At 64.0% G+C, this 26,452-nt stretch carries 17 protein-coding genes; 1 reads left to right on the forward strand and 16 read right to left on the reverse strand.

Translation table 11 applies throughout. The annotated features are described in order from the left end of the window. Positions 1-24: 24 nt before the first annotated feature. The 14 genes from VGH98_21995 to VGH98_22060 all read right to left on the reverse strand — a co-directional run bounded on the left by VGH98_21995 (position 25) and on the right by VGH98_22060 (position 21,385). Entirely contained in the window at positions 25-1,347 is a 1,323-nt protein-coding gene (locus tag VGH98_21995) for an alpha-L-fucosidase (GenBank protein ID HEY2378669.1), read from the reverse strand. Between the two features lie 24 nt (positions 1,348-1,371). Continuing rightward, positions 1,372-2,691: a galactokinase family protein gene (locus VGH98_22000; protein HEY2378670.1), complete on the reverse strand. Its 1,320-nt coding sequence runs from the start codon at positions 2,689-2,691 to the stop codon at positions 1,372-1,374. Continuing rightward, complete coding sequence (locus VGH98_22005; protein HEY2378671.1) at positions 2,688-2,864, reverse strand: hypothetical protein; 177 nt, start codon at positions 2,862-2,864, stop codon at positions 2,688-2,690. The genes VGH98_22000 and VGH98_22005 overlap by 4 nt, the downstream gene beginning before the upstream one ends. Positions 2,865-2,912: 48 nt before the next feature. Next, a complete protein-coding gene (locus tag VGH98_22010; protein HEY2378672.1) occupies positions 2,913-5,513 on the reverse strand; it encodes a sugar phosphate nucleotidyltransferase in 2,601 nt (866 codons plus the stop codon). Beyond that, a complete protein-coding gene (locus tag VGH98_22015) occupies positions 5,510-7,537 on the reverse strand; it encodes an enterotoxin (GenBank protein ID HEY2378673.1) in 2,028 nt (675 codons plus the stop codon). The genes VGH98_22010 and VGH98_22015 overlap by 4 nt, the downstream gene beginning before the upstream one ends. Positions 7,538-7,587: 50 nt before the next feature. Further along, positions 7,588-9,507, reverse strand: coding sequence for a discoidin domain-containing protein (locus VGH98_22020; protein HEY2378674.1), 1,920 nt, complete (start codon positions 9,505-9,507; stop codon positions 7,588-7,590). Continuing rightward, positions 9,390-11,678, reverse strand: coding sequence for a GMC family oxidoreductase (locus VGH98_22025; GenBank protein ID HEY2378675.1), 2,289 nt, complete (start codon positions 11,676-11,678; stop codon positions 9,390-9,392). The genes VGH98_22020 and VGH98_22025 overlap by 118 nt, the downstream gene beginning before the upstream one ends. After that, positions 11,675-13,243, reverse strand: coding sequence for a hypothetical protein (locus VGH98_22030; GenBank protein HEY2378676.1), 1,569 nt, complete (start codon positions 13,241-13,243; stop codon positions 11,675-11,677). The genes VGH98_22025 and VGH98_22030 overlap by 4 nt, the downstream gene beginning before the upstream one ends. 69 nt (positions 13,244-13,312) lie before the next feature. After that, the gene (locus VGH98_22035; GenBank protein HEY2378677.1) at positions 13,313-14,494 is read right to left on the reverse strand and encodes a multiheme c-type cytochrome; all 1,182 of its coding nucleotides are present in this window, start codon (positions 14,492-14,494) and stop codon (positions 13,313-13,315) included. A 69-nt stretch (positions 14,495-14,563) separates the two neighbouring features. Continuing rightward, a complete protein-coding gene (locus VGH98_22040) occupies positions 14,564-14,881 on the reverse strand; it encodes a hypothetical protein (protein ID HEY2378678.1) in 318 nt (105 codons plus the stop codon). Beyond that, positions 14,878-16,536, reverse strand: a complete 1,659-nt coding sequence (locus tag VGH98_22045; GenBank protein ID HEY2378679.1) for a serine hydrolase — start codon at positions 16,534-16,536, stop codon at positions 14,878-14,880. The genes VGH98_22040 and VGH98_22045 overlap by 4 nt, the downstream gene beginning before the upstream one ends. Positions 16,537-16,551: 15 nt before the next feature. Then, entirely contained in the window at positions 16,552-17,097 is a 546-nt protein-coding gene (locus VGH98_22050) for an AAA family ATPase (GenBank protein HEY2378680.1), read from the reverse strand. Continuing rightward, a complete protein-coding gene (locus VGH98_22055) occupies positions 17,098-19,572 on the reverse strand; it encodes a glycoside hydrolase family 127 protein (protein HEY2378681.1) in 2,475 nt (824 codons plus the stop codon). Between the two features lie 19 nt (positions 19,573-19,591). Continuing rightward, on the reverse strand, positions 19,592-21,385 hold the full coding sequence (locus VGH98_22060; protein HEY2378682.1) for a hypothetical protein: 1,794 nt from the start codon (positions 21,383-21,385) through the stop codon (positions 19,592-19,594). A gap of 142 nt (positions 21,386-21,527) precedes the next feature. Here VGH98_22060 and VGH98_22065 point away from each other — a divergent pair, with 142 nt between their 5' ends. Next, positions 21,528-23,033 (forward strand): amidohydrolase family protein, encoded by a 1,506-nt coding sequence (locus VGH98_22065; GenBank protein HEY2378683.1) that lies wholly within the window; start codon positions 21,528-21,530, stop codon positions 23,031-23,033. A 248-nt stretch (positions 23,034-23,281) separates the two neighbouring features. On the opposite strand, the gene VGH98_22070 is transcribed toward VGH98_22065, so the two are convergent. Then, a complete protein-coding gene (locus tag VGH98_22070) occupies positions 23,282-25,972 on the reverse strand; it encodes an ABC transporter permease (GenBank protein ID HEY2378684.1) in 2,691 nt (896 codons plus the stop codon). 8 nt (positions 25,973-25,980) lie between these two features. Then, positions 25,981-26,322, reverse strand: a complete 342-nt coding sequence (locus tag VGH98_22075; GenBank protein ID HEY2378685.1) for a PadR family transcriptional regulator — start codon at positions 26,320-26,322, stop codon at positions 25,981-25,983. Positions 26,323-26,452 lie beyond the last annotated feature (130 nt).

Below are 26,452 nucleotides of genomic sequence, written 5' to 3' on the forward strand. Positions count from 1 at the left end.
CTCCGCTTAAAGCACAAGGAACGTCTAGTGCCTGCGACGATCCGTCTGCAGGACGAAAACGCGGTCAGGCTCATCCCCCGTCGCGACGGGGAGTGTCAGCACGAGCGCATTCTGCGTTTGCGAAACATCCACAGGTTCGTCGGTCGCGAGCATCGACGCGCGGACGACGTGGGCACCGAAGCTCGGGAGCGAGAGTACTCGATCCGGCCAGCTCAGCACGTGGACGAATACCGAGTCACCGCGCTGCGTCGTGACGCCCCATTCGCGTGGCGGAATCGGCCCGCCTCGCGTCCCATAGATCGAAGCTCCGTACCGCGAGAGCCAATCGCCTAACGCCTTCAAGCGCTCGGCGGCTTCGGGTTGGATTGTCCCATCGGGGCGTGGGCCGATGTTGAGCAGCAGGTTCGCGTCTCTCCCCGCAGCACGCACGAGATAGCCGATCAGCTCGCGCGGCGACTTCCAGCTCGTGTCGGTGATGTTGAACCCCCACGAACCGTTCATCGTCAACGACGTCTCGAGCGGCAGCGCGCCGATTTGCTTCGTGTTGAAGCCGGCGGTATTGGCGCCAGGCAGATCCTGCTCGAAGGTCTGCACATCTTCGCCGGGTAACGGCAGCTGATGATGATTCGGCACGATGAGCGCCGCCGGCTGGAGCGAATGGATCAACGCATAGGTTCGGTCCAGCCGCCAATTGGCGTCCGGCTTGTCCCACATGCCGTCGAACCAGATGCCGCCGATCGGACCGTAGTTCGTGAGCAGCTCGGTGAGCTGGCGATCCATGAAATCCAGATAGCGGTTCCAGTCACCGTTCTCCGGACGGCCCGTTGAAAGACCCGTGCGTCCGCGCGGCCAATAATCGGGGTGATGCCAGTCGAGTTGAGAATAGTAGAAAAAGAGCTTGATGCCCTGCCGGCGGCATTCCTCCGCCAGCTCCCTGAGCGGATCACGTGCGAACGGCGTCCAGTCGACGATGTTGTAGCGCGTCGCGTGCGTCGCGAACATCGCGAAGCCGTCGTGATGGCGACTCGTGATCGTGATGTACCGAGCGCCGGCGCGCTTCGCGATCGAGACCCACTCGTGCGCGTTGAACTTGACCGGATTGAAGGTCGACGCCAACCACTCGTATCGGTCGACGGTAATGCCGCGGTTCTGCATCACCCACTCGCCCTGGCCGAGGAGGCTGTACACACCCCAATGGATGAACATGCCGAATTTGGCATCGCGAAACCATGCGCGCGCCGCGGACCGCTCGGGAGGGATGTCGTTAGGTGCGACTTGCGCCCGCACGGTCGAGCGGGTGAGGACGAACAGCGCAACCGTGAGAAAGACGCGTTTTACGCTCGGCATGTCTCGAATGTCGTCAACGTGGTGCTATGCAAGCGCACTCGCAGGGGGCCCTGCATGCGTGATGAAGGCGCTCGCGTCGGCGGCCCGGCTCGGAAACGCGCTCGTGTACTGCTCGAGCCACCGGCGGACAAAATCGTCTGCGTCCGACGCACGCACCAGAGCGTAGACGCTGCCGCCGAACCCGGCGCCGAACGCCGAGGCGGCGACGGCTCCCGTCTCGCGCGCCATGCGCGCCAGGGCGATCGTCTCCGGGATCTGGTTCGAGAGTAATCGCGCCGCCCCTGCCTGCGACTCGTCGACAAGCGCACCGAGCCGATCGAGATCGCTCGTTGCGAGTGCGTCACCTGCCTCCTGAACGAGACGTGATTCGTTATTGAACTGCTCGACACGGTCGAGCACTTCGCGCCGGCTCCCCAACATCTCGCGGAAATCGGCGACGCCGCCCGGCGCCTCTTCCAGTGCGGCGCTGAGTGTTGCGGCGTGGCTGTGGGTTGCCTCCCGCCATACGTTGAGCGCCTGGGCGGCGAGCGCCGAAGCGCGGTTGTACCGCTCGAGGGCGCCACCCGCTTTGGCCGCCACAACACCGCTCGACACCACAGCCAACACGTGGTCGTTCGGCAACGGCACCATGCGGTCGCAGCGAACTGGCAGGTAGCTGTATTGCACGAGCGCGCCCGGCCGAGAACAGAGAATCGCCGTATGATCCTGACTTCCGCCCTGAGTCCCGACGCCGGCATCGCCAGCAAGCCTTCCATAGCCGGACCCGTTCTCGACGGCGCCCAGGTAACCGGCGAGCTCCTCGACGCCACGAATCGCAGCCTGATATTCCAGACGTGCTTCGAGATCGTTCGCATCGGAGAGCGCGAGGAAGGTCGCCACCATGAGTGCACTCGAGCTACTTAACCCTGCTGCGGAAGGCAAATCGCTCGCAAACGCGAGATCGACTCCACGACGCGTTCCGGGAAAGTTCCGCGCAACGCGACGACTTACCGTCAGCGGGTAGTTCGACCAGTGACCGCGCGGCGGCACGAGATCGGTATCGAGCTCGTGCTCGACGCTGTCGCCGGAATTCGCGTCGCGAAAGCGAAGTCGCCGATCGCTCGGCGCGGCGGCGACCGCGAAGCCACGCTCCACCGCGCAGACGAGGCTTGGACCGCCCGCGTAATCGGTGTGCTTGCCGAGGAACTCGATGCGACCGGGCACCCACCAGATGCGCGCGTCACGTGCTTCCGGCCCGAGGGCATCGAGCGCGCGATCGAACAGTGCTGCTTTCGACTCGAGCGCACCGCTGGTCAGGCCGATCGCGCCCAGTCGTAACGCAATTGCTTTGACAATTGAGCTCACAGCTTCGCGAGAAGCTTGCGTTGGTTCGCGAGAATCTGATCGAGTTTCTTTTGATTGTTGGCAATGCGATCGAGCTTCTTCTGATTCGCCTCGATACGTTTCTGATTCGCGAGGATTTTTCGCTGGTTGGCGAGAATCAGTTTCTGGTTCGCGACGGTCGCATCCTGGGCCATGACGTTCTCCTTTCAGTTCAGGGTAGTCTCGTTTATGAACTGCCTGGCCTAGAGGCGAACCGGAACGCCACGAAGCCGGGCGGTCACCTCCGGAATATCGCCGCGATGCGAGAGATCGAGCACCGCTGCTCTCACCGGAAGTGCGCGAAGGCGCATACCAAGGTGCTCGATCGCCCATTGTATCGCATTCGGAAGCTCAACCTCACTTCGTGCTGACGGCGCGACCCGCCGGCACGCTTCGAGAATTGCCGGCGTCAGAAGCCAGACATTCATGCTCACGGCGGCATCCGGACCAAAGGCGCGCTCCGTTTCCGCATCCGGCTTCTCGACGACTCGGCGTAAGTAGCCGTCATCGTCGACGTCGAGCAGTGCGTAACGCGCTATGCGCTCCGGGGGAATGTTGCCGTCGCGAATGAGGGCGTCGCGCTCGAAGGCAGGCAGCGCCGGCTCGCGTTCGGCGCGGAGCAGTCGCAACACCTCGGGTGGATAATAATTGTCGGCATTGAGGACGACAAACGCGTCCTCACCAATGAAGCCTGAAGCAGCGAGAAGGGCGTCGGCAGTGCCTAACGGCTTCTCCTGGATCGCGAAGTTCACTCGAACGCGGCTCGGCGGATTCTTCTCGTAATACTCGCGCACGACGCCGTGCTCCGGGCCGATGACGAGGCAGGCCTCGGTAAATCCCGCATCGGCGAGCGCGCTGAGGACGTAATCCAGAAAAGGCCGATCGATCGCGATCATCGCCTTGAGTCCGGTGTCGGCGACGGCGGCCTGCTCACGGCTCAGTTGCGCCCGGTCGTCGGCGACGCGCATTCGCGTGCCCAGGCCGCGGGCGAGGATGACGGCCTTGGTCGGTGCCGAGGACATCGCCTTCTCCGCGGTGCCGTCCGAGCGCGACCAGAGTCGCGGCAGGAGCCTAACGAGGTAGATGCCGCTTGCGACGAAGAGGACGATCCAGATCGCGCCCTGCGCCAACCGCCCGTACAACAAGCTCCCTGACCCAAAGAGTGCGGCGTACACGAAGGTGCAGCCGGCCACCCACGCAAGCAGCGATTGCGCGAGGGAATCGGGCGACGGCCCGAGGCCGCCGCGCTCGCGGACCTCGCGCCAGCCCGGGCCTGGTGGTCGCACGAGTGCGTAGAAGCGCTCAAGGGTCACCGCATCCGTCGGCTCGGTGAGGTACGTCGCCACAACCCAGCTCACGGTCGTGACGATAATCGTCACGAGGAGCACCGTGGTCGCATCGATCGTTGCACCGGCCTTCTGAGCCACGAAGAACGCAATGGACACGATGAACGAGCTCGCCATTGCGGCGATCTCGCTCCACGCATTGATCCGCCACCAGAACCAGCGAAGGAGATAGATCAATCCAGTTCCGGCACCAATCGACATGAGCAGATTGAAGCTCTGCTGCGCCGACGTGAGCACGAACGTCACGCCGGCGGCCGCCAGCATGAGCAAACCAGTAATGATTCGGCCGACGAACACGTAGTGCCGCTCGTCCGCGCTCGGCCGCACGAAGCGTCGATAGAAATCGTGGACGATGTACGACGTGCCCCAATTCAAGTGCGTCGACAGCGTCGAGACGTATGCGGCCAGCATCCCCGCGATCATCACACCGAGGAATCCCGTCGGCAGAAACTTGAGCATTGCCGAATACGCCATGTCGTGACCAATGAGATGACGATCGACGTACGGGAACGTGGCCGCGATATCTGAGAGGTTTGGGAAAACGATCATCGACGAGAGTGCGACGATGATCCACGGCCACGGACGCAACGCGTAGTGCATCACGGTGAAGAAGAGCGTACCAGACAACGCGTCGCGCTCGCTCTTGGCCGCCAGCATGCGCTGGGCGATGTAACTCCCTCCCCCTGGCTCGGCGCCGGGATACCAGACCGACCACCATTGCACGGTGAGCGGAATGACGAGCAGCGACGCGGTGAGCTTCCAGTCGCCGAAATCGGGAAGGACGTTGAGCGTCCGTTCCGGAATCTTGTGAAAGAGTCCGGTCAGGCCACCCACTTCGGGCTGCTTCACGGCAAAGTAGGCGGCGGCAAACGAGCCGGTCATCGCAACACCGAATTGAATCAGATCCGTCACCATCACGCCCCACAGTCCCGACGTCGCCGCAAAGGCGATGTTGAGTACTGTGCAAACGGCGAGCGTCTGCATCATTGGCCAGCCGAGGACCACGTTCGCGATCTTGACGGCGGCGAGGTTCACTGCCGCCATGATCATGCAATTGAAGAAGAGACCCAGATACAGCGCGCGGAAACCACGAACGAACGTTGCTGGCCGTCCGGAATAGCGGATTTCGTAAAATTCGAGATCGGTGAGCACGCGCGACCGGCGCCAGAGGCGCGCGTAGAAGAAAACCGTCGCCATTCCGGTGAGGAGAAACGCCCACCATGCCCAGTTGTTCGCGACGCCGCCCTCGCGGACAAAGTTCGTGACGAGATTCGGCGTGTCGGTACTGAAGGTCGTCGCGACCATCGACACGCCGATGAGCCACCATGGCGCCGCGCGCCCCGAGGTGAAGAACTCGGCGGTGCTCTTCCCAGCGCGACGGGCAAGCAGGATCGCCGGTGTGAACGACACGGCGATCGACACGAGGACAATCAGCCAGTCGACCCTGGTGGGCTTCATGCCGTCGGCTCGGCCTGGAGGGTCAACACTTCGAACGGCGCGAGGAGCACGTCGTGCTCGGTGCCGGCGCGCAACCGCACCGGCGCGCGGCCGCTGTCGCGGAACCACGGGCTGCGCGCGACATATTGACGAGCACCTTCCGGCGGCAGCTCGAACGCGTGCTCGACGTCGAGCCCGAAGCGCTGCTGCACGCCATTCGGGTTTCGCAATGTGATAATTCCGCGCCGCGGCGACCACGACGCCCAACCGTAGACCTGAAGCTGCTTCGGGTCGCCGCCTAACCAGTGCGTGTCGACGAGCGTCGCGGCGTTGCCGCGGGACCACTTTGCGGCCTCGGCGAGGAAGGCCCACTGCGTGTTCGCGAGCGTCGGCGTGACGTACATCTCCTGGAGCTGAGTCCCTGTGCCGAAGTAGGAGTGTACCTCGTCGACGAAGTCACGATACGGATCGGCCGCGAGCTTCTTCGCGTAGCGCGCGTACACGAGGCCGTGCAGCATCAGCGAATTCAGTGGATAGAGTGCGCCGCGCCTAACGACGTGCTCGTAGGTGTCGCCGTCGCGGTAGGTGATCCACTGCTGACGATCCGTGCCGACGCCCGCAAAGTCGTGGTCCTCGCCACCGCGCCAGATCGAATCGGCGTAGCGCAGCCAGAAGGGCGACGGATAGGTCCCCGTCGTCAGGTTGATGTAGATATCCGGCTTCTCGGTGCGCAGTGATTCGATGAGATGAATCGCGGCGTCGAAGTCGCTGTCGAACGTACTCCCCGGAAATGCCCTCGAGGCATTGCCGGTGCCATCGAACTTGAACTGATTGACGCCGAACTCGCGTATCATCCGAAAGCAGGTCTCGCGGAATCGCTCGTAGTACTTCGGCCCGGAGAGGGCGAAACCACCCTCGTTCGTCTCGAACCCCTGCTGCTGCGCGAACTCGAGGCGCTTCTTCTTGGGATCGCCGTATCCGCCCCAGGGTGACATCCAGATGCCGGGCCCCGCGCCGTACTCCGCGGCCGCTGTGCGCACGCGCTTGAATCCATCGGGGAAGCCGGCGTGGAAGCTCCAGAGCGTGTGCGGGTCATCCCAGCCGTCATCGAAGAGAAAGGAGTCGAGGACGACGCCGCGCTGCCTAACAAGTTGGTCACCGAAGGCCTGGATCGCGCCGATCGCCTCGGATTCCGAGTACTGCGAGAAATAGCCGATGTCGTACCAGGAGTTGTAATGCAGGAAGGTGCGGTACGGATGCGCACGCTCGCGTTCGACGTACTCGAGGAAGTCACGGCGCATCTGGCCCGGCCGTGTCGTCCCGATCACCGACGAAACAGTGAATGGCGACTCCGGGCGGAGCGGCAGCTCTCTCGCGAGGACGCAGCGAACCCGGTCGCCGTCGACCGTACTCTCGGAGAGAGGATGCTCCAAGCCGACGAACCATTGGCCGATCGCTACAGGACTTCCCTTCACGGTGCCGGTGACTTGCGCGCCGTGTGCGTGGAAATCGACGAGCGTGATTTCACGTACGGGGACGGGCGCTCCAAGCGCCCGGAAAGTGATTTCCTGTCGGACATACCGCGCACCATCTCGCAGCTCGGCGCGCCAGACCGCTCGCAATCGGCGATCGGGATCTTCGAGGCTGACCGTAAGGCGGTGTCCACTGACGCGCTCGGCGAATCGCGAGGCCTTCGGCGAGGGCACGAGCGTCTCCATTGAGGGTGCGCCGACAATTCGCATGCGGGTGGAGTCGAGTCTCGTCCCGTCGGCGAAAGCAAGAATGAAGAGCTGTTCGGGCAGCGTTAGGCGAACGTTCGCATCGCGATCAACGATGTCGCGCGGGCGCAAGGCCCCGCCGTCCGTGGTCCAGCTTGCGTCGATCGCGTCGTTCTCGATGGTGAGCGTGTCGCTCGGCGGGCGCAGGATGCCCTGTATGATTCGGCTCGTCGAGTCAGCTCCCGACAGGCCAAGACTTGCGCCAGCGAGCGCCGAACGCTCGACGAATTCTCGTCGCGTGATCTTGCCGCCGGAGTCCTGGGTCATCGTCGCGAAGAAGTTGGCGGGGAAACCGGCCGCCGGCCAGCCTACCAGCGTCAACGGATAGGTACGGGTACACTGAGTGCCGACACCCCGTTCTCATCGAAGCTCTCGACCGCGACCCAGTACGCCTGGCCAACGGTGAGGGCGCGCAAATCGAGGGTTGTGCCTTCATCGGCGAACCGCTGGTAGGTCTGGTACAGCTTCGACGGCGCAATGCCCCAGCGGATGTTGTAGCCGACCACGTCGGGAACAGCGTGCCAGGTGATGGTCGCGTCCCGTTCGTCGGCGGCGCGGCGCGCCGCTAGGCGTCCGGGCGTCGGCGGTTCAGGGCCGGTGCCGTTGCCGAATACGCGAATGTCGCTGATCGCCAGGTTCGCCGCGCCGACGTGGATGTGCTCGTAGCGGACAAATCGCGTGCGCGCTGGACTTGGCAGCTCGATGTACGCGTTCGGCCGGTCGCGTCGTTCCTTCGACAGGTCGGCCACCGTTCGCCAGTGCGCACCATCGCTCGAGATCTTCAGCCTGAACTGGGTGTAGACGGTCGAGTCGGTGCCGTAGAGTCCCGATTTATAATCTGCGTAGTTCACCTGGATCGCCTTCACGTCGAGCCGGCGTCCGAGATCGATCGTCAGCCATTCGCCCGGGCGATTCGTACGCGCGACCCAGAACGTGCGCGGATTCTCGTCCGTAACGGCGCTCGCCGGGAAGCTGTCGCGCGCCGAAGACGCCGTGACTCGGCTGCGATAAGACAGGAGCATCCAGCCCGTAAATAGCGCGTCGCTCCGCTGCCAACGACTCGTCGGCAGCCAGTGCGGAAAGTCGCCGAAGCGCGTATCGACGTAGAGCTGCCCATCAGCGTCGAAACCTGCCGGATGAAGGCCAATGCGGCGCTCGAAATTCCAATTCACGCCAATCCAGGGCGTGCCGGTGTTCCACCAGTTGCCGTAGACGTCCTGGAACGTGTTGCCGTGCCCAGCGCCCTGGACGAATCCGCCAGGCTTGTAGGCGATCGGATTGTAAGGTGCGTACGTGAACGGACCCGTTGGCTCGTCGGCGACGTAGGTGCCAGTTGAGTAGACGTTATACTCCGTGCCTGGGGCGCCGTACTGTAGATAATATCGCCCGCCGTGCTTCGTCATCCAGGCGCCTTCGATGAACGGCTTGATCGTCGTGTCGCGATGATCGCGGCCGAACCGCTCCCACCCGTGCTTTTCCGGAACGAGGCCAAAGAGCCAGTGCGGAGTGCCCTTGTACGCAAGCTGCTTGGTCTTGTCGAGCTCGATCACGTCCAGCGGGTAGACATTCGACGAGTTCCAGTAGAGAAACCAGCGGTCGGTGTCCTCGTCGTAGAAGAACTGCGGGTCCCAGGGCCCGGGCTGCACCGAGTCTGGTTTCGCGAACGTCGCCGCTTCGGTCTCGCGTGCCATCGGCAACCAGGGCAATAAGCGATTGTAAAACTCCACGCGTCCTGTCGCCGGTTGCGTGAGCATCAGAATCGGCAAGGGACGCGTCGTGGCCGGCAGGAGATAGATCGTATCGCGGACCGACAGAACCGCCGGCGCGACGACATCGGTGATCGGCCAGCGTGTCGGCGTGATGTGACGCCAGCTGCCGAGGTCGCGGGACGTCCAGTAGCCGTCGCCGAGCGTTTCGAAGAGGTAGTACGCGCCGCGCTGGACCACGATCACCGGGTCTGCACCGGAGCGATACGAGATTCCTTCGTTGTGCTGCTCGAAGTTGTACCGGTAATCGATGTCGATCGGGTTCGCGTACGTACGCTGCGGCGACTGCGCCGCGACGCGCACTGCAGCACACGCGGCCAGTCCCACGACAGTGAGACAAATACCTAACGACTTCAGATCTCCCCCCGCCGCGCGGCCTCCGCGATGAGATCGCCAGCGCGGAATCCCAGGGCCGCGATCGTTTCCGTGGGCTGTCCGCGTCCCGACGTGACGAAGCTGCTCCCATCGCACAGGAACAAATTCTTGACGTCGTGCGCGCGATGGCTACGATCGATCACGGAGGTCTTTGGGTCATCGCCCATACGGCACGTCCCGAGCAGGTGCACGCCGACGGTCTGCTCCTCTACCGGGGCTCCCCACTTCTGCACCGCACCCGCTGCCTCGAGCAGCTCGAGCGCGCGCTCGCGGAAGAATCCCATCGTCTTTACGTCGTCGGAGTGATCGCGGTAGGTGACGCGGAGCGCGGGCACGCCCCAGCCGTCCTTGAGCTGCGGATCGAGCTCGATGCCATTCGTCGGAACCGGGAGCGACGTGCTGTGTCCGAACACGTCCATGCGATGGCTGAAATTATGCCTAACGGCCCTGGCATACTCGGCGCCCCAGTGCTTGCCCTCATGCGGCACCGATGAGAATGCAGCGTCGATCGGACCGAGCGGCCCGAAGCGGCTGTCCATGCCACCGCCGCCGTAGAACCCCCGCTTGAGATCCGCCTCGTAGAAATCCCAGATCACGCGGCTTGGCTGCACGCTCTTCCACTCGTTGAGCTCGTGCTCGAAGATGCCGGTTGCGATGACGTTGCCGTTGAACATCAGGTGCTTGCCGACGTAACCGCTGGAGTTGGCGAGCCCGTTCGGAAAGAGATTCGACTTCGAGAGCAGCAGGAGTCGGGGCGTCTCGGCGCCATTGGCACTGACGACAACAGCCTTCGCGCGCTGTAGGTGCTCCTTTCCATCCTGATCGAAGTAGAGGACGCCGACGGCACGTCCTGCCTTGTCAGTTTCAATTTTACGAACGTAGGAGCTTGTGCGGATGTCGCAGTTTCCTGTCGCCTCGGCCTCGCGAACGACTGTCGCGAGCGCGCTCGATTTGGCCCCATACTCGCAGCCGTAGCCCTCGCAAAAGCCGCAATGCTGACAGGCTACGCGACCCCGATGCGGTCGCGAAATCACCGCCATCGGCGCTGGGAATGGATGCCAGCCAAGCTTGCGCGCCGCGCCCTCGAACAACACACCTGACGACTTCACCGGAAGTGGCGGGAGCGGTAACGGCGCCGAGCGCGGCGGCTCGAAGGGATTGGCACTGCTGTCGCCCGAGATTCCGAGCACCTGCTCGGCGCGCGTGTAGTACGGCTCCAGATCCCCGTAGGTGATTGGCCAATCGGCGAATCCAGTTCCGGCCATCGGCCCGAGCGCGCTGCGCTCCTTGAAGTCGATCTCACGGAAGCGCCAGAAGTTGGCTGTGAAATGCACCGAGCTGCCGCCGACGCAACGTCCGTAGATGACGTGCAGTCCCGTCTGCGCCTTCTCCTTCGATGTCTTACGGAAGGTCTGCGGGCTCTTCTTCGGATCGTTCGTCAACTCATTCAGCATGAAGTTTCCAAATTCGTCATGCCGGAAGTCCTTCTCCGTGAGATACGGCCCTTGCTCGAAAACGACGACCTTGTATCCCGCGCGGGCGAGGGTCCACGCAATCGATCCACCCGCAAAGCCGGACCCGACGATCACGAAGTCGACGTCGGTCTCGGGCGCATAACGAGCGGCGGACGTACTCCCCGCCTGCATGAAGGTGGGCGCGAGGGCCGACGGCGTGGCTGGTGCGTTGGAGACGTCTGGCGTGTCGCGATCGTAGTAGCCGAAGGGCGGCGCGAATGCCCCGTGATGCTCGAGCCCGATGAGCTTCCAGCCGCTTTCGTCAGAGTTCCCACCGTACTTCGGGTCGGCGAAGCATGCGACGACCGTGTGCGCGCTCAGCATGCCGAAGAACGGCGTCTTTTCCGTTGCCGTGAGCACCTTGTCCTGCTGCGACTCGTCGAGGGAGGCGAAACCCGCGGAGCGCGGGTAGAGCTTCTTCGTCGTCGCCTCAAGCGACTTGATGCCGTCGAGATATGGCTTGCGAGCCTCGACCATCGCTTGCTGCAGCGCGAGGTCGATGAACTGCGGCGCGTGCATCGCACCCGCGTTCGGCTGATCGTCGACGGCCGGGAAGATCCGATTCGCCGCGGCTTCAATCACAGCCAATTGCGCCGGAGTGAAAAAGCCCGGCGGGGGCGAGGCGCTCGTTGCCTGACGATAGACCGCAAGTAGTGCGCGGGTGCTCGCTCCAAGCAGGAACGGAGCCAATGCTGCCGATGACGAGGTGAGCAGAAACAGACGCCGAGAGACGAGATCAGAATCCATGGTCATGGAGCTCCCGTGTTGCTGACGAACGCCAACCGCCTGCCATCAGGGGACCACGACGGCACGTTGATCGTTCCCTGCCCTCCGTACACGTATGCGATCACCCGCGACGCACCGCCATCGATCGGCATCAATCGCAGAAGCACGTGCTTGTAGAAAGGATGATCCTCCGCGGCGACATCCGGCAGAAAGGAGACGTACGCGATCCACTTCCCGTCGGGTGAAATGTGTGGGAACCAGTTGTTGAAGTCGTCGTTCGTGATTTGTTGCTGCGCGCTGCCGTCCGGGCGCATGCGCCAGATCTGCATGCGGCCCGTGCGCGAGGAGTTGAAATAGATGTACGCGCCGTCGGGCGTGAACTCGGGGCCGTCGTCGAGACCGGGGGCAGACGTTAGGCGTATCTCGTCGCCGCCGGCGCTGGGGATCTTGTATACGTCAAACTCCTTGTCGCGCTGGCCGGTGAAGACGAGCCAGCGCCCGTCAGGGGACCAGCCGTGCAGGTAAGACGGACCCTTCGCGGTAATCCGCTTCGGGATACCACCAGTCGTCGGCACGGTGTACACGATCGATGCACCACTGTCTTCGGCCGCGTGATGACTGATCGCCAGCATTTGGCCGTCGAAGGAGAGCACGTGATCGTTGTTGTTCCGTGTCGCGAAGCCGGTGTTGATCACGTGCGGCTGTCGCGTCGCCAGGTCGAACCGATAGAGCCGGCCTTCCTGCGCGTAGATGAGCGCCTTGCCGTCGTGCGTCCAATTGGGCGCCTGGAATGAGCCGTCGTAGTGATGCACGATCGTCGCATTACCAGTCGTTAGGTCGAGGACCTCGAGGTTGCTCGCGAGGTAATCGCGGTAGGGAACGAGAGTCGGTGGTGCCGGGATTGTGATGCGCACGTTGGTGAACGCGGCTCGCTCGACGACCGTGTCGTTGTGCGCGCACACGAACAGCCCCACGTACAGGGTGTCGGGCAAGGTGACGCCAGTGAGCTGTTCGGTTGTCAGCGTGTCGCCGAAACGTCCGACGGACATGAGATAGACGCCGTCGCGTCGCTCGAGCTGAATGACGGCGTCGGCATTCGGCAGGCTGTCGGCCGATTTTAGCTCCTCGGTAACGCCGCCATCGGTACGCCGAAACTGGAGCGACATCAGACCATCACCATGCATCGCGGCCGTGACGTGCGGTGCATTCGGCGCGAGCGATGGCCGGATCGTCCAACCGATCTTCCGATGCGCCTCGACGCCCGTACTCACAAAGCGCGTGCGAGTGGAGAGGATAAAATTTCCGCTGAGCCGCTTCCAGACGAAATGAAAGTCGTCGCGGTCGTTCCACATGTTCTGACCCGAGCCGGCAATGGCGTACGCCTGCGTGCGCGAGTCGTAGGACGCGGAGCCGCGGCGCGCGCGTCCTACGTCAGACTGCGAGTCGAAGATGCCAATCGCGTTCGATGAGGGGCCGGTCACTCGACTCGTAGGGCGCGCATGGGACAGCGACGCGACAACGACGATGCCCGTTAGGCAACGGTGGACGGTCGAGGAGCTGCGCCCGCCTCCGAACCCGCGTCGTGTCGGCATGGACTCGCTCACTGAAAGCGGCCCAATGATGTCCTCGAAACGCGCCGCCCGCCAGCGGGCGGCGACACCTCAGCGGCCTATGGTCCGCGGATAGACCCTGATCCAATGCGTTCGCACAAGCGGTTGTTCCCGCTGGCCGTTGTGGCTGGAGATGATCACGTTCGATGGCTCGAGCGGCATGTGGCAGTCGACGCATCGTCCAACGAGGGCGTTGCCGCGCTCCGGGTAGAGGCCGCAGCTCTGGACGGTGTGGCAGCTGAGGCAACGCCCCGAAAGGGATGCGACGTCGCGCTGGGTCTCATGCACGTTGTGGCAGGTGGCGCAGGTCATCTGCGACTTCTGGAAGCAACGGCTCCGGATGAGCAGCTCGAGCTGATTGCCGTGAACGTCGGGCGTGCCGCCGAATGTCGGCATGGGCAGATCGAGGTGTTGCTCGAGTCGTTGCCCGGGCAGGAAAGAGAACGCCGGCGTCTTGAGCGTTCCAAGTCCGGCGTGGCACAGGGCGCAGGCGTCCAGCCGCTGGCCGCGAGAAAAGCGCGCCGGATTGATGATCGCGGACGACAGCACCGCCGTCGGCACGACACGCAGTGGCGAACGCTCGCGCGCCGCGTGCATTCGGCCCGCGCCGTGACAGGTCTCGCAGCCGATGCCCAGCATCGTGCTCGTTAGGCGATAGCGATTCGTGCGTCGCGCATCGGCGACCGGCTCGAGTCGCGTCGCGTGGCACTCCACGCAGCGCGGCGCGATGGGCCGATCGAAGTTGGCCACGCCATCTCGATATCCCGGGCTGTTGATCCAGCCGATCCCGCGCCAGGACGAGACGGGAAGCTGATACAGCTGGTCGCCCTGCCAGTAGAGGTACGACTGCCCTTTGCGCACGCCGGTGACGATGTCGATGCGCGCCGTCTGGCTCGTGGTATCTGGCGCGCGCCCTGACACGGCGGTCTCGTAGTAGCCGCGCGCCATCGAATCCATGCGGTAGTGCAATTGCGGATTCGCGGTCTGGAGCACGTTCTCGCCGGCGCTGAAGCTGCCCTCGATCGCGGCCCGCGACGGAAGCTGTGAGGTCAGACGATGCGCGGTTTCCTCGAAGCTCGCCTTCTCGCGATGGCAGGAGAGACAGGTCGCATCGCCGACAGCGTTCGACGCGCGAACCGGTGGCGGTCGATACCGCCGCGCGAACACGACGGCTGCGCAGACAGCGACGAGGATCAGGGAGACGACGGCCGCGCTGCGGCAGCGGTGCTTCATCGAGGCGTGCGGGCATGGGCGCGGTCGGACGTTGCGAGGTGTGCGCGCCTCACAGCGGCCTCGCAGTCGTCATCGAGAGCTTCGGCGCTCACGAGCATGAACTCTTTGTCCGAGATCGGCAACCAGGCTGCCGTTTGGACGACGCCACCGCAGGATCACGGCGGCCGCCTCGGCGAAAACGACACCGCCCAGAATACTCGGGTCGAATAGAAAAAGTCTCTCCGCGAGCCAGCGCGTCCGGCCAATCGAAGGCACAAGAGCAGCGCCCTGGACTAGGCCACTCGAAATATCGCCGACGACCAGTATGATGGCGATGACGAGACCAAGTCGCGAACCGACGTCGGTCGCCTCGGTCGGCCTCGGATGCCCTCGAATGAGAATCCTCATTGTGGCCTCAAAATCCTGATCTCACGCCAGTGCCTAACGGGTAAGACGAATCCAATGCCCGCGCCGATCGCCGCTGATGTTGGCACACCATCGACCAACCCGATCCATGCGAATCCCTCGCCGAAACACTCCGGTCCCGTGCACGTGGCCTCCTCGTGAACGATCCACGCCGTGGCGGCAAGGAGGTACGCTCCCAATCCCACGAGCGCGCCGACTCTCGCGTGATCCCATCGCGACTTCCCGCTGTACGGCACCTCGAGCCGCGCCACGCTCGCCGTTGGTATGGCTACTCGTGCCAGCAGACGCATCGACGGTGGCTCGCTCATGCGCCGGAGAAAAACGGTGTCATCGCTGAGCGAATCGAGCCTCGCCTCGGCGGGCCAGGGTACACCGGCCGCCGGCGCGAGCACGCGCACTCTGTCGCCGCGTCGCAGGAGGTCGCCCGGCACCCGCCGGCTATCCGGTTCTGCACCCGCGACGATGGCGCGCGCAACAGCGGCTTGCAGCGGACCAACGTCCGGGAAGTAGCCGCGCGCGTCCGTTCCCAGGTTCTGACGATTGGTGAGCAGGACGATCGAGAGACCATATTTCGGCACGCCAAGCACGTACGTCCCCGTGAAGCCCGTATGGCTGAAGCTCCCAGGCGGCAACTCGTTAGGTGACATCCATCCCAGAAAGTTCTGATACCGATCACGGGTTAGAAAACGGTCGATGACCTCCGGCCGGATGTATTGCCGGCCATTCGCACGCCCATGCGCGAGCAATAGGTCGATCAGTACGCGTAACGCGCTGGCCGTCGAGAACAGGCCTGCGTCCCCAGCGACGCCGCCATTCGCGTACCACGAGTTGCCGTCGTCGGCCTCGCCGTTGAGCACATACTCACGCCACCCGTTCCACGCCGTTGGATCGCCGCGATAGCGATAGCCAAACGTGGAGTCGAACACCATGTGGTGCTCGTAGCCATTTCCCTGCTCCGTCGCCGCAAAGTCGGAGAAGCCGTGTTGCTTCGGCAGGAATGTCGTCGATCGCAGCCCAAGCGGTTGGTACAGTGCCTCGGCAACGTACCGATCCAGTGGCTGAGCCGTGACACGCTCGACGATGTAGCCGAGGAGCATGAATCCAAGGTCGCTGTAGTGGCGCGCCTCGCCGACGCCCCACTCGAGGGGCATCTGGCGGATGACATCATACGTCTGGTGCTCGTTGGACGCGTGATAGTAGAGCGGTTGCCATTGCACCAGGCCGGCCGAGTGCGTCAAGAGGTGCCTAACGGTGATGCTGTCGAGGTGCACGCCGCGGAAGTCGGGAAGATAGCGATAGACGGGCGCGTCGACGTCGATCCGGCCTTCGCTCGCGAGCATCATCACCGCCATCGTCGTCGCCATCACTTTCGTCACGGACGCGAGGTCGAAGAGCGTCGACGTGTGCATCGGCCTGGGATTCGGCAGGTGATGCCCTTCGAAGTCGTTCAACTGAGCCCAGCCGAAGGCCCCTTCGTGAACGAGTTGGCCATTGTGAGAGACGACGAGCACGGCGCCGGGAATCGTGTGGCCGACTGCAGCCTGGATCACGGAGTCGGCCGTCGCGATGCCGTGCGTGAGGCCCGTGTCTGGCCGAAGGAGTTGGGCGACGAGTCCGAGTGCGGCGAGGCAATTCATTGTCGTTATAGCCTACTAATCAGACAGGAGATTCGCCACGAGCTCATTCAGCGCGTTCACTGCGTCTTCGATAGTTGTCGTGGTCGTGTCGATGATCGGTATGTGCAATGCGTCAGCCTGGCCGCGGAGGTAGGCGGCCCAGGCATCCATGTTCGCGGTTGCGAGCTCGGGCTGGCCGCGTGCATCGCGCAGTCTGGCGTTGCGCGTCGAGTACTCGCAGTCCACGAGCACCGCTTGACCTCGCTCGACTCGATGACGCCGTAAAACTTCCTGGACGCTAGTCGGCCGAACTTGTGCATCGAGGACGGCCACGCGCACGCGGTCCTCGTTGCGCGTTAGGCGCTCCAGCCACTCGTCCAACGCCCACTCCTGGAAGCCGAGTCCATCCCCGAATCGCGAGACGATCTCCTCGTTCGATGGCACTCCAATCGTGTCGAAGTAATAGCAGCCGACTCCCGACAGGCCGCGCCGCTCGAGATGCCTGACGAGGGTCGTCTTCCCCGCTCCGGACGCTCCGACAACGACGATCACGGCCGGCGCGCGTGGGGCGTGCACGCCCATTCAGGCAGTTTTCGCTCGGATCACGCGCAGACCGTAGACCGGCGCGACCCGACCATCGGCGGCCGCCTGGAAGCGCACCGTCACCTTGCTCTTTCCCTCGACGAGTGCCGGCGGAACGACGTACGTCTCGCTCCAGAAACTGGTCGCTGCTCGATTTGCTGCGTAGTGCGTGAGCGTCGAACCGTCGACCTCAATGTCGAAGTTTGCGAGCACCGGAAGCCCGAGGTCGTTGTGGTACGTCACGACGAGCGACTGCTCCGCGCCGGACTCCACCGGCACGTCGAAGGAGAACCAGCCGGGGCCTCCTCGTCCGCTCCGACCATTCGTGCGCGTCACCGTCCGATCCGCGGGCTCGCTGCGATAGCCGAATCTCTGTTCCGCCGCGGGATCGCCTGGCTGGACGAAGGCCACCGTCGCCTGCTCGAGACGACGCTCGTGCTCCGTCTCGGCGGCGCGTGCCGCGACGCGCGCGGCAAACTCCGACTCGGTGAGGATATCGTGGTAGATGCTGTACGTTCGTCCGTGCGTTCGATAGAAGGGCGCAAGCGCCCTGTCAATCGCCGCATCGTTAGGTTCGGCGATTGACCGACCGAGCTTCGCGATTCGAAAGTCGCCAACGTTCGTACCCGGCGTAACCCACTGATCCAGCGGTCGTCCACCGGTGACGAGCGCGCGCGGGGCCGGACGTGGTGTCTTGTCTCCACGCTCGCGTCGCGGTCCGAGATCGGCTGCCAGCACGAGCGGCCCCCACATGATCGCCGCCACCGACGAGTCGTCAGCTGTCGGTTCGAGTCGTAGCGATTTGGGAATCTTGAGGTCGATGGTGTCCCCTGCCTTCCAAGGGCGCTCGATCGTCACGTAGGAGCTGGGCGGCAGCTGTCCAGCGTCCAGCCCGAGGTCGCGCCCGCCCGCGCCGCCGGGCCGCAGACTCGCGAGCGTCGGCACGTCGACACGCTCCCCGTTGACGCGAATCACGAAGGCATCGCCAGCCCAGCCAGGACGACGCACCGCCAATGCGAACGGGCGCGCCGCGTGCCCCGTTAGGCGGATCGTCGTCTGATCACCGTCGGGGAAGGAGCTGTCCATGGCAACCTTCATCCCGTTCCGCAGTTCGGCCGTCGATGGCGCAAAGAGGTTCACCCACACGGTGTCGGGCGACTCGTAGTAGATCCCGTCGCCATGGAGGGCGTGATTCTCCATGCCCGTACCCATGCAACAGGTGAAGTCGTCGAACATTTCCTGATACTCCTGCTGTTCGGCGCGCCCGACGGGCACCATGTACGACATCCGCACGCCATCCGGGTCGAACGAAGCGAGCGCGTGGTTGAACAGCATGCGCTCGTGATAGTCGGCGTAGAATGCGTCCGGCCGCATCGCGAAGAGCTGGCGCGTGAGCTTGAGCATATTATAAACACAGCACGACTCGCAGGCTCGCCCATCGACGCGCCTGCTGAACTGGTCCGGATAACCGAAGTACTCGTCGAGCCCCTGACCACCCGTCGCGTACCTGTGGTGCTGCGCAACCCGATCCCAGAAGAACGAGGCAATCTCGAAATCTCTGGCGTCGCCGGCGTACTCGTAGCGCGCCGCCGCGCCGATGAGCTTGGGGATCTGGCAGTTGACGTGCTTGCCCGGAAGGTTGTCCTGATGACGGGCGAGCGCATCGGTGAACGCATGGTGCTCGAAGCGTCGCGAGAGCGCCAGCCAACGCTGATCGCCCGTATCCACGGCGAGATCGGCGAGCACTTCGTTCATCCCACCGTGCTCCGTGTTGAGCATGCGCGCAACCTGGGCGTCATCGAGCGGCGTGAGGACTCCGCGCGCCCACTCGGCGAATCGCGTCTCGACCTCGAGCGCCGTGTGATTGCCCGTGTGGCGATAGGCGTCGCGGAGTCCCGCGAACGTCTTGTGTAGCGTGTACCAGGGAGACCAGAGCCCGTTCAGGTCGAACGCGGCCGACTTGATCTCGCCATGCGAGAGCTTCGCGAAGGCTTCGCGTCCGCCCTCGAGCGCGCTCAGATAGCCATCGCGATTCTTTTTCTGCACCTCGGCCAGGTCGTGGACGAGATAGTCGGCGCGCTGCTTGAAGCGTGTGTCGCCGGTGGCGACGTACATCAAACTGACCGCCGAGAGATAGTGACCGGTGACGTGACCCGTGAGATTGCGCCCCGGGCCATCCCAGCCGCCATACGGCTTGGCTTTCGGCGTAAGGCCCGCATGGGTGCGGTAGAACGCCATCATTCGGTCGGGCTCGAGCTCGAGCAGGTACTTCATGTCGGCTTCCTGTGCACGCTTGAGCGGGCCACCGATGATTCTCACTTTGCTCAACGCCACGGGATGCGCGATGACGCGCTCGTTCGCCGGTGCCGGCGCCGCTCGAGGCGAGGCGCCCAACGCGGCGCGCGGATCCAGGGCCACGGCCGCCGCCGTTACAGCGGACGCTTGCAGGAAGCCACGTCGATCGGTATGTGTCATCGTCGCCTGCTCGATATGATCACGCGATATTGGCGCGCGATTTCGCCTTTGCGATGATCGCCGCCATCACGTCACGATATTTGGTGAACGTGTCGTCGACGACCTGCAACGTCGGAATCGCCGCTGGAGACAAGCCGAGCGTCTCCGTATTGAATCTGCTAAAGCCCCACTCATGTACGCCACTCGAGCCACGACCAGCTGCGGGCGCGCTGAGGTGCTGAAAGAAGCGCGAGTACTTGTGCCAGCGCACGCCATTGCCCGCATGGTACATCGGAATAAAGCCATGCAACGCGTCGTACGGCATTTCGCCGACGCAGGCGACCGACGGATACTTCGCTCTAAGATTCTCGACCAGGCGCCTCGTGCCCTCGTGCATGTCACCCGTCGTGCTATTGACGTGACCGCCGACGATGTCGAGAAAATAGGCATCGACGCCATACCGCTCGATCATCTCCGCGATGCGTCCCTCGAGATGATTCCGCCACGCATCGGCGCCAAGGTTCATGTAGGTGAGCCACGCGTCCTGATGCCGATCGTTGTTCCAGTCTACCCAATTGATGTTGTACTGATCGCCGTCGATTTTGTACGTCGCTCCACTGGCGATCGACGACCACACGGGCTGCTTCCGATTCGCAGCGTTCGTACCGAACATCGGCATCATCCTGAAGCCGAGCTTGCGGGCTTCCGAGATCAAGCGATGAAATCCCGTCTCTCCTCCCATGCGGGCGGGCACCGTGTAGTTCGGATAGTCCCAGTAATAGCGGCCGTCCCACGACGAGAGAAAAACAAGAACCCTCTCGGGTGCGATCTGCGTCGCCATCCACCGCAGGATCTCGAGCTGTCGCGCGTAATCGTTGAAGATGAAGCCGGTGTAGTGCATCCCGTGGAGCGTCGTGACGAGGGCCACTTGTCGGAGCCATGGCGGAACATCAGAACGCGTTTCCCACGCCGGCAATGCGAATGCCCGCTCGATCTGCTCCATGTGCACCGCGATCGCGCCGTCGAGCGACGTCGCTTGGCCGAGCCGCCATCCAGGTACTTCGACGCGTCGGTCGTCGCGCCACGCGTCGTGCTCGTAGACGGCTTCGACGCGAAAGGCGCGCTCCCCAGCCTGGAAATAGTAGCGTTTGGGCCGGACATGCGCGTCGAGCGCCGTTAGGTAGAGGAAGCGCTGATCGCCCGCCTGCACGACGGCGACGGGCGTAGACAGGCTCGTGTTCTCGAAGTTGTGAAGATCGCCGCCGCCGAAGGGATAGGCGCCGAGGATGTCTCCCTCTTTCGTGTCGACGAGCTGGCCGCCGCCGAGCGAGACGAGACCGCGGGGCACGTCGCGAATGACCGTGGTGACGGATTTGATTGGCCGCTCCATCTCGGCGCTGACATGCCACTCGATCGTTGTCCCCTTGCGAGTGAACGTCGCCGTCAATTTGCCGGGCGCGTGCTCCTGCCCGCCGGCCCAGACGAAGCCATCACACGTGAGCTGCAGAGCGTCTGCCGTGCCCGACGTACGCATACGCGAGCGGTCGAGGGCGTACGTGTTCTCGTCGCTGAAGACAAGAAAGCTGAATCTATGATCGCCGAAGACGACCGCGGGCTCCGGGAAGTCGAAGCTGAACTTCATCCACGTGCGGCCGCGCGCGGGAGTGAAGACGTCGCTCGTCGAGTAGAGCTCGACGATATCGCCGGGCGCGTGATGCGTCTCGACGGTGAGCGGTCGTGATGGCGTGGTACCGAGATCGAGGTCGATCGGTGCCATCGCGCCGACGCCAACGGCGCCGATAGCCTTGAGCCAATCACGGCGTGAGACGGACATGCCGCCACCATACGCCGCGTGGCATGTGAGCGCTAGGTGGGCGGCCATGAGCCTTCACGGCCCCCGCCTGTGACCAAGGTCTCGTGTTCGCTGAATGGACGTCGTACGTTAGATCATTCACCTCCTTCCTCGTTACGACATCATGCGCCTAACTGTTGTACTTGTAGCCCTCTCGCTGCCATTAGCGCTTTCTAATGTGTCGGCCCAGCGCGCCGCGCCCGTCGACGTCGTGATCGTCGGCGGACGCGTGCTCGACCCCGAGACCGGCCTCGACGCCATTCGCGCCGTCGGCATCAAGGCCGGGCGCATCGTGTCCGTCACCACGACCGTTCCCGCCGCGCGCGATACGGTCGATGCGAAAGGCCTCGTCGTCGCGCCCGGTTTCATCGACTTGCACTCTCACGGCCAGGATTCGATCAACTACAAGTTCATGGCGCACGACGGTGTAACAACGGCGCTCGAGCTGGAGCTCGGGACGTATCCCGTCGCGCCGTGGTACGCCGAGCGCGTCGGCAAGTCGCTCATCAACTTCGGAGTCTCCGCCAGCCATCCTGGAGCGCGGCGCGCGATGCTCGACCACGATTCGACGGCCGAAGGCGCGGACGTCATCGGCGCGACCGGCAACTTCGTGCATTCCCCGATCGAGCGCTCACGCCTCCCCGAGCTCGACCGCCGTCTCGATGGCGCCCTCAGCGAAGGCGCGTTAGGCATCGGCATGGGAATCAACTATACGCCGGCGGCGACGCGCGAGGAGATTCTCGGCGCGTTCGGAGTCGCCGCGCGTCACCACGCGCCGATCTTCGTCCACCTTCGCTCGGCGGGACTGATCGAGAACGCCGGCGGGATCGCGGGCGTCCAGGAGGTCATCGCCGACGCCGCGGCGACAGGCGCGCCGCTCCACGTCGTGCACGTCACGAGCATGGGCCTGAGCGCGACGCCCGCCCTGCTGCAACTCATCGATGGCGCCCGCGCGCGCGGGCTCGACGTCACGACGGAAGCGTATCCGTACACTGCCGGCGCGACGATGCTCCAGAGCGCGATCTTCGACCCCGGCTTCCAGGAGCGGATGGGGATCGACTACAGCAATATTCTCTGGCCCGCGACCGGCGAGCGCCTAACGGCCGAGACCTTCGCCAAGTATCGCCAGCAGGGCGGCCTCGCGGTGATCTTCATGATCCCAGACAGCGCCGCCGACCAGGCATATCGCGACCGCGACGTGATGGTCGCGAGCGACGGCGGTTTCCAGATTCAGAATGGCCAGCCGATCGGCCACCCGCGCAGCGCGGGCACGCACGCGCGCATCCTCGGCCGCTTCGTGCGTGAGCGAAATGTCATCTCGCTCATGGATGCGGTGCGGAAGATGACGCTGCTCCCTGCCAAGCGACTCGAGCACGTCGATCCGGAGATGAAGCACAAGGGCCGCCTGCAGGCCGGTGCAGACGCGGACATTGTCGTCTTCGATCCTGCAAGGGTGGTCGACCGCGCGACGTTCGAGAAGCCGGCGCAGTACTCGGACGGGATCATTGACGTACTGGTGAACGGGACGTTCGTCGTGCGCGGATCGAACCTCGTTCCAGGCGTCGCGCCGGGAAAACCGGCCAGGGGGCGTGTGGGCTCGTCACGCGTTGCCGGCGGCGGCGGACGCTAATTCCCGCGACGGCGCCCCGGCCGCTATTTCGGAAATGCTCAACAGTCATGAATAGCACGCGTGCTCCTCGTCACCGCCGAGAGCTCCCGTGCAGAATACATCAACACCATGAACACGGACACGGCCGGACAAAGCCGGACACGGCCGTGTCCGTGTCTCAGTCTTTTGTGGCTCGAGTGCGAACGAAGCCAGCCTCGCGGAGTACGGTTGCCGTGCGACGCAAGTCTCGGCTCCCATCGCCGATGTAATTACTCCGACCGAATCGCGATCAGCGGATCGATCCGCGTCGCCCGCCACGCAGGTACGAGACACGCCACGCCCGCGATGAGCATCAGGCTCGCGATCACGCCTGCGAGCACCAGCGGATCGCGCGGCGCCACGCCGAACAAGATCGACGACAGCACACCCGTCGTCGCCAGTGAAAGCAAGACTCCCGCGCCCGTCCCGATCCAGGCGAGCTTCATCCCCTGCCCAACGACGAGCCGGAGCACGCTCGTTAGGCGCGCGCCGAGCGCGACCCGCAACCCGATCTCGCGCGTGCGCTGCGCCACCGAATACGACACGACGCCATAGACGCCGATACTCGCCAGCACCAACGCCAGCACGCCGAAGACGGCCGAGAACGCGGACCCGAGCCGCGTGAACAGGAACGCCGGCCCGTTGCGGAGGTGATCCTCCATCGTGCGCACGTCGAAGACCGGTGCGGTCGCGTCCAGACCGGTGACGATCGCGCGCACCGGCGCGGCAAGCGACGTCGGCTGCTGCGTCGTGTGCACGAGCAGCGTCATGTCCGAGCGATACACCTGACCAAAGTGCTGGAAGACGTACGGCCGCGGCGTCTCACCCGGCAGGAGGTCCTGCATCCCTCGAACGACGCCGACGATCTCGACGATGGAACCGTTTGCGCTATCCAAATGAAGCCGCTTTCCCACGGCCGGCTCGCCCGGCCACAGCGTCTTCGCGAGCGCGTCGTTCACGATCACGACGCGCGGCGAATTCTCGTCGTCACGAGCGGCGAATGCGCGCCCGCTCAAGAACGGAATGCCCATCGCGGCGAAGTACTCGCTACTCACCACGTTGGTGAAATAACTGAATCCGTTCGCTGGCACGTTCACACTCGATGCGATCGGAAACACCGTGGCGACGTCGAGGTTGTACCCGAAGGGGACGAACTCCGCGATCCCGGCGGATCGCACGCCGGGGACCGCCGTCACTCGCCTAACGAGCTCGTCGTAGAACTGGCGGCCGCTCGTGTTGTCGTGCGTCTGCGGGCGAAGCGCCGTGGACATCATAAGTAAATGATCCGATCGGAATCCCAGGGTCATCCGGCTCGCATTGGCCGAGCTGCGCGCGAAGAGTCCAGCGGCGACGAGCACCACGACCGACACGGCGATCTGACCGACGACGAGCATCGACCGCAATCGCTGCTGCGCCCCGAGCGGCGAGTTCCCTCCACTCGACTTGAGCAGGTCGTTGAGATTGCGTCTGCGCGCGGCCGCCGCGGGCGCGATTCCCGTAATGAGAGCGGCCGCCAATGTCGCGACCCCGCTGAACAGAATTACTCGCCAATCGAGCTCGACGCCCCAGCGCATCGGGATGTCGGTCGCCAGGTGAATGGAGTTTAGTCCGCGCACCGCGGCGTACGCCACCCCAACCGCGCCAACTCCGCCGACGAACGCGAGCACGCAGCACTCGACCAGTATCTGGCGGACCAGCCGCCACTGACTCGCACCAATTGCAGCGCGAATCGCCAGCTCGCGACTCCTCACGACGACGCGTGCGAGCAGCAGACTCGCGACGTTTGCGCAGGCCACGAGCAAAACGAGAATCACCAACGTCATGAATACCGCCGCGAGTGCCGGCGTCAGGCTCGAGATCGCGATACTCGGCCGCGAATAACGCTCGGGCACGGCGACGACGGTTACGTTCTTGTTCGTCGCTGGATACGCACGCTCGAGGCGACGCGCGTCGAGACGCAACGCTTCGCTTGCGCGACTCAGCGAGACACCATGGCGTAGGAGGGCGAACACGCTCAAGCCGATCGATGCACGGTTGTCTAGATCGACGGTCGCGGGCCAGACCTGGTTGATGCAGACGACGCCGTCGATATCGACGAGTGGGCGAATTCCGTGAAATGCCGGCGGCATCACGCCGATAACCGTCACTGGATGCTCGTTGACGCGAACCACGCGGCCCACAACCGACGAGTCGCCGGCAAATCGCGCCTTCCACGCCTTGTACGTGAGCACGATCGTTGGATGCGACATGACGCCTTCGTCTTCACCGGCGAGGAAGGTTCGGCCGAGGTATGCCGGCAATCCGAGCACTCTGAAGTAGTTCGCCGTTGCCTCGTCGACCCACAGTCGCTCGGCGCCACGATCGGTGTTCAGCTCGATGATTCGCGTCGTGTAGATCGCGAGGTCGGCGAAGACCGCGGTGTCGGCGCGAAAGTCGCGAGCGTCCGCATATGAGAGATCGTGCGGCTGCGGGATGTCCTTGTCCGTTCGGCCGAGAACGACCAGCGCCGCGCCGTGGGCGCCGGGCAAGGGGCGAAACATGTATGTGTCGACGACGCTGTAGATCGCGCTCGTCACGCCGATGCCTAACGCGAATGTGAGACCGACGACGGCAACGAACCCCGGCGTCCGCGCCAGCGCGCGGCAGGCGACACGGACGTCTCGCGACAGGTCCGCCGCAAAACGCAGGCGCTGCGCGACGCTGGCATGATGCTCGTCCATCACGCGCAGGGTGACGCGCGTCCGTTCCACATCGCCGAATTCCCGGAGCGCCTGCGCCCGCGCCGCCGCTCGCTCCATTCCAAATCTGCTCAACTCCTCGGTGCGTGCGTCGATATGAAAGGCGAGTTCGTCATCCACGTCGGCAGCGACGTTCGGACGCCAGAATCGCAGATACCGATACCACTTCGCACTATCGGGCATGGCGCGCCTCACGACGGTTGGAGCGTGGCGTGAATGACTTTGGAGACCGCGGTCGAGTATTGATCCCAGACCGAGACCCGAACCTTGAGTTGCTGCCGGCCCTTCGTCGTGAGCCGATAGTACTTCGCGCGGCGCTTGTTCTCGGTGAGCGCCCAGTCGGCATCGATGAGATCGCGGTGCTCCATCCGGTGGAGTGCGGGATAGAGCGCGCTGTCGTCGATCTGCAGCACCTCGTCCGTTGTCGTGCGAATCCAGCGCGCGACGCCGAAGCCGTGCATCGGCCCCCATGACAGGGCCTTGAGGATCATGACGTCGAGGGTGCCTTTGAGGAGGTCGAGATCGGCGGACACGGAGAGAAGGGGCTGAGGGCTGAGGGCCTAATGCGAGGCTCGCTGCGCACGAGCAAGCATTTGCTCAACGCTCTAGCCCCTATTCTTTAGCCCTACCCTCATTTCCTGAGGGTACAGAACTACTATCCCG

This window comes from Gemmatimonadaceae bacterium, assembly GCA_036496605.1.
Lineage (GTDB): Bacteria > Gemmatimonadota > Gemmatimonadetes > Gemmatimonadales > Gemmatimonadaceae > AG2.

Coding starts and splice junctions, on each gene's coding strand:
- VGH98_21995 (HEY2378669.1), bottom strand. CDS start 1,347: ATGCCGAGCGTAAAACGCGTCTTTCTCACGGTTGCGCTGTTCGTCCTC.
- VGH98_22005 (HEY2378671.1), bottom strand. CDS start 2,864: ATGGCCCAGGATGCGACCGTCGCGAACCAGAAACTGATTCTCGCCAAC.
- VGH98_22010 (HEY2378672.1), bottom strand. CDS start 5,513: ATGAAGCCCACCAGGGTCGACTGGCTGATTGTCCTCGTGTCGATCGCC.
- VGH98_22015 (HEY2378673.1), bottom strand. CDS start 7,537: ATGACCCAGGACTCCGGCGGCAAGATCACGCGACGAGAATTCGTCGAG.
- VGH98_22025 (HEY2378675.1), bottom strand. CDS start 11,678: ATGACCATGGATTCTGATCTCGTCTCTCGGCGTCTGTTTCTGCTCACC.
- VGH98_22030 (HEY2378676.1), bottom strand. CDS start 13,243: ATGCCGACACGACGCGGGTTCGGAGGCGGGCGCAGCTCCTCGACCGTC.
- VGH98_22035 (HEY2378677.1), bottom strand. CDS start 14,494: ATGAAGCACCGCTGCCGCAGCGCGGCCGTCGTCTCCCTGATCCTCGTC.
- VGH98_22040 (HEY2378678.1), bottom strand. CDS start 14,881: ATGAGGATTCTCATTCGAGGGCATCCGAGGCCGACCGAGGCGACCGAC.
- VGH98_22045 (HEY2378679.1), bottom strand. CDS start 16,536: ATGAATTGCCTCGCCGCACTCGGACTCGTCGCCCAACTCCTTCGGCCA.
- VGH98_22050 (HEY2378680.1), bottom strand. CDS start 17,097: ATGGGCGTGCACGCCCCACGCGCGCCGGCCGTGATCGTCGTTGTCGGA.
- VGH98_22055 (HEY2378681.1), bottom strand. CDS start 19,572: ATGACACATACCGATCGACGTGGCTTCCTGCAAGCGTCCGCTGTAACG.
- VGH98_22060 (HEY2378682.1), bottom strand. CDS start 21,385: ATGTCCGTCTCACGCCGTGATTGGCTCAAGGCTATCGGCGCCGTTGGC.
- VGH98_22065 (HEY2378683.1), top strand. CDS start 21,528: ATGCGCCTAACTGTTGTACTTGTAGCCCTCTCGCTGCCATTAGCGCTT.
- VGH98_22070 (HEY2378684.1), bottom strand. CDS start 25,972: ATGCCCGATAGTGCGAAGTGGTATCGGTATCTGCGATTCTGGCGTCCG.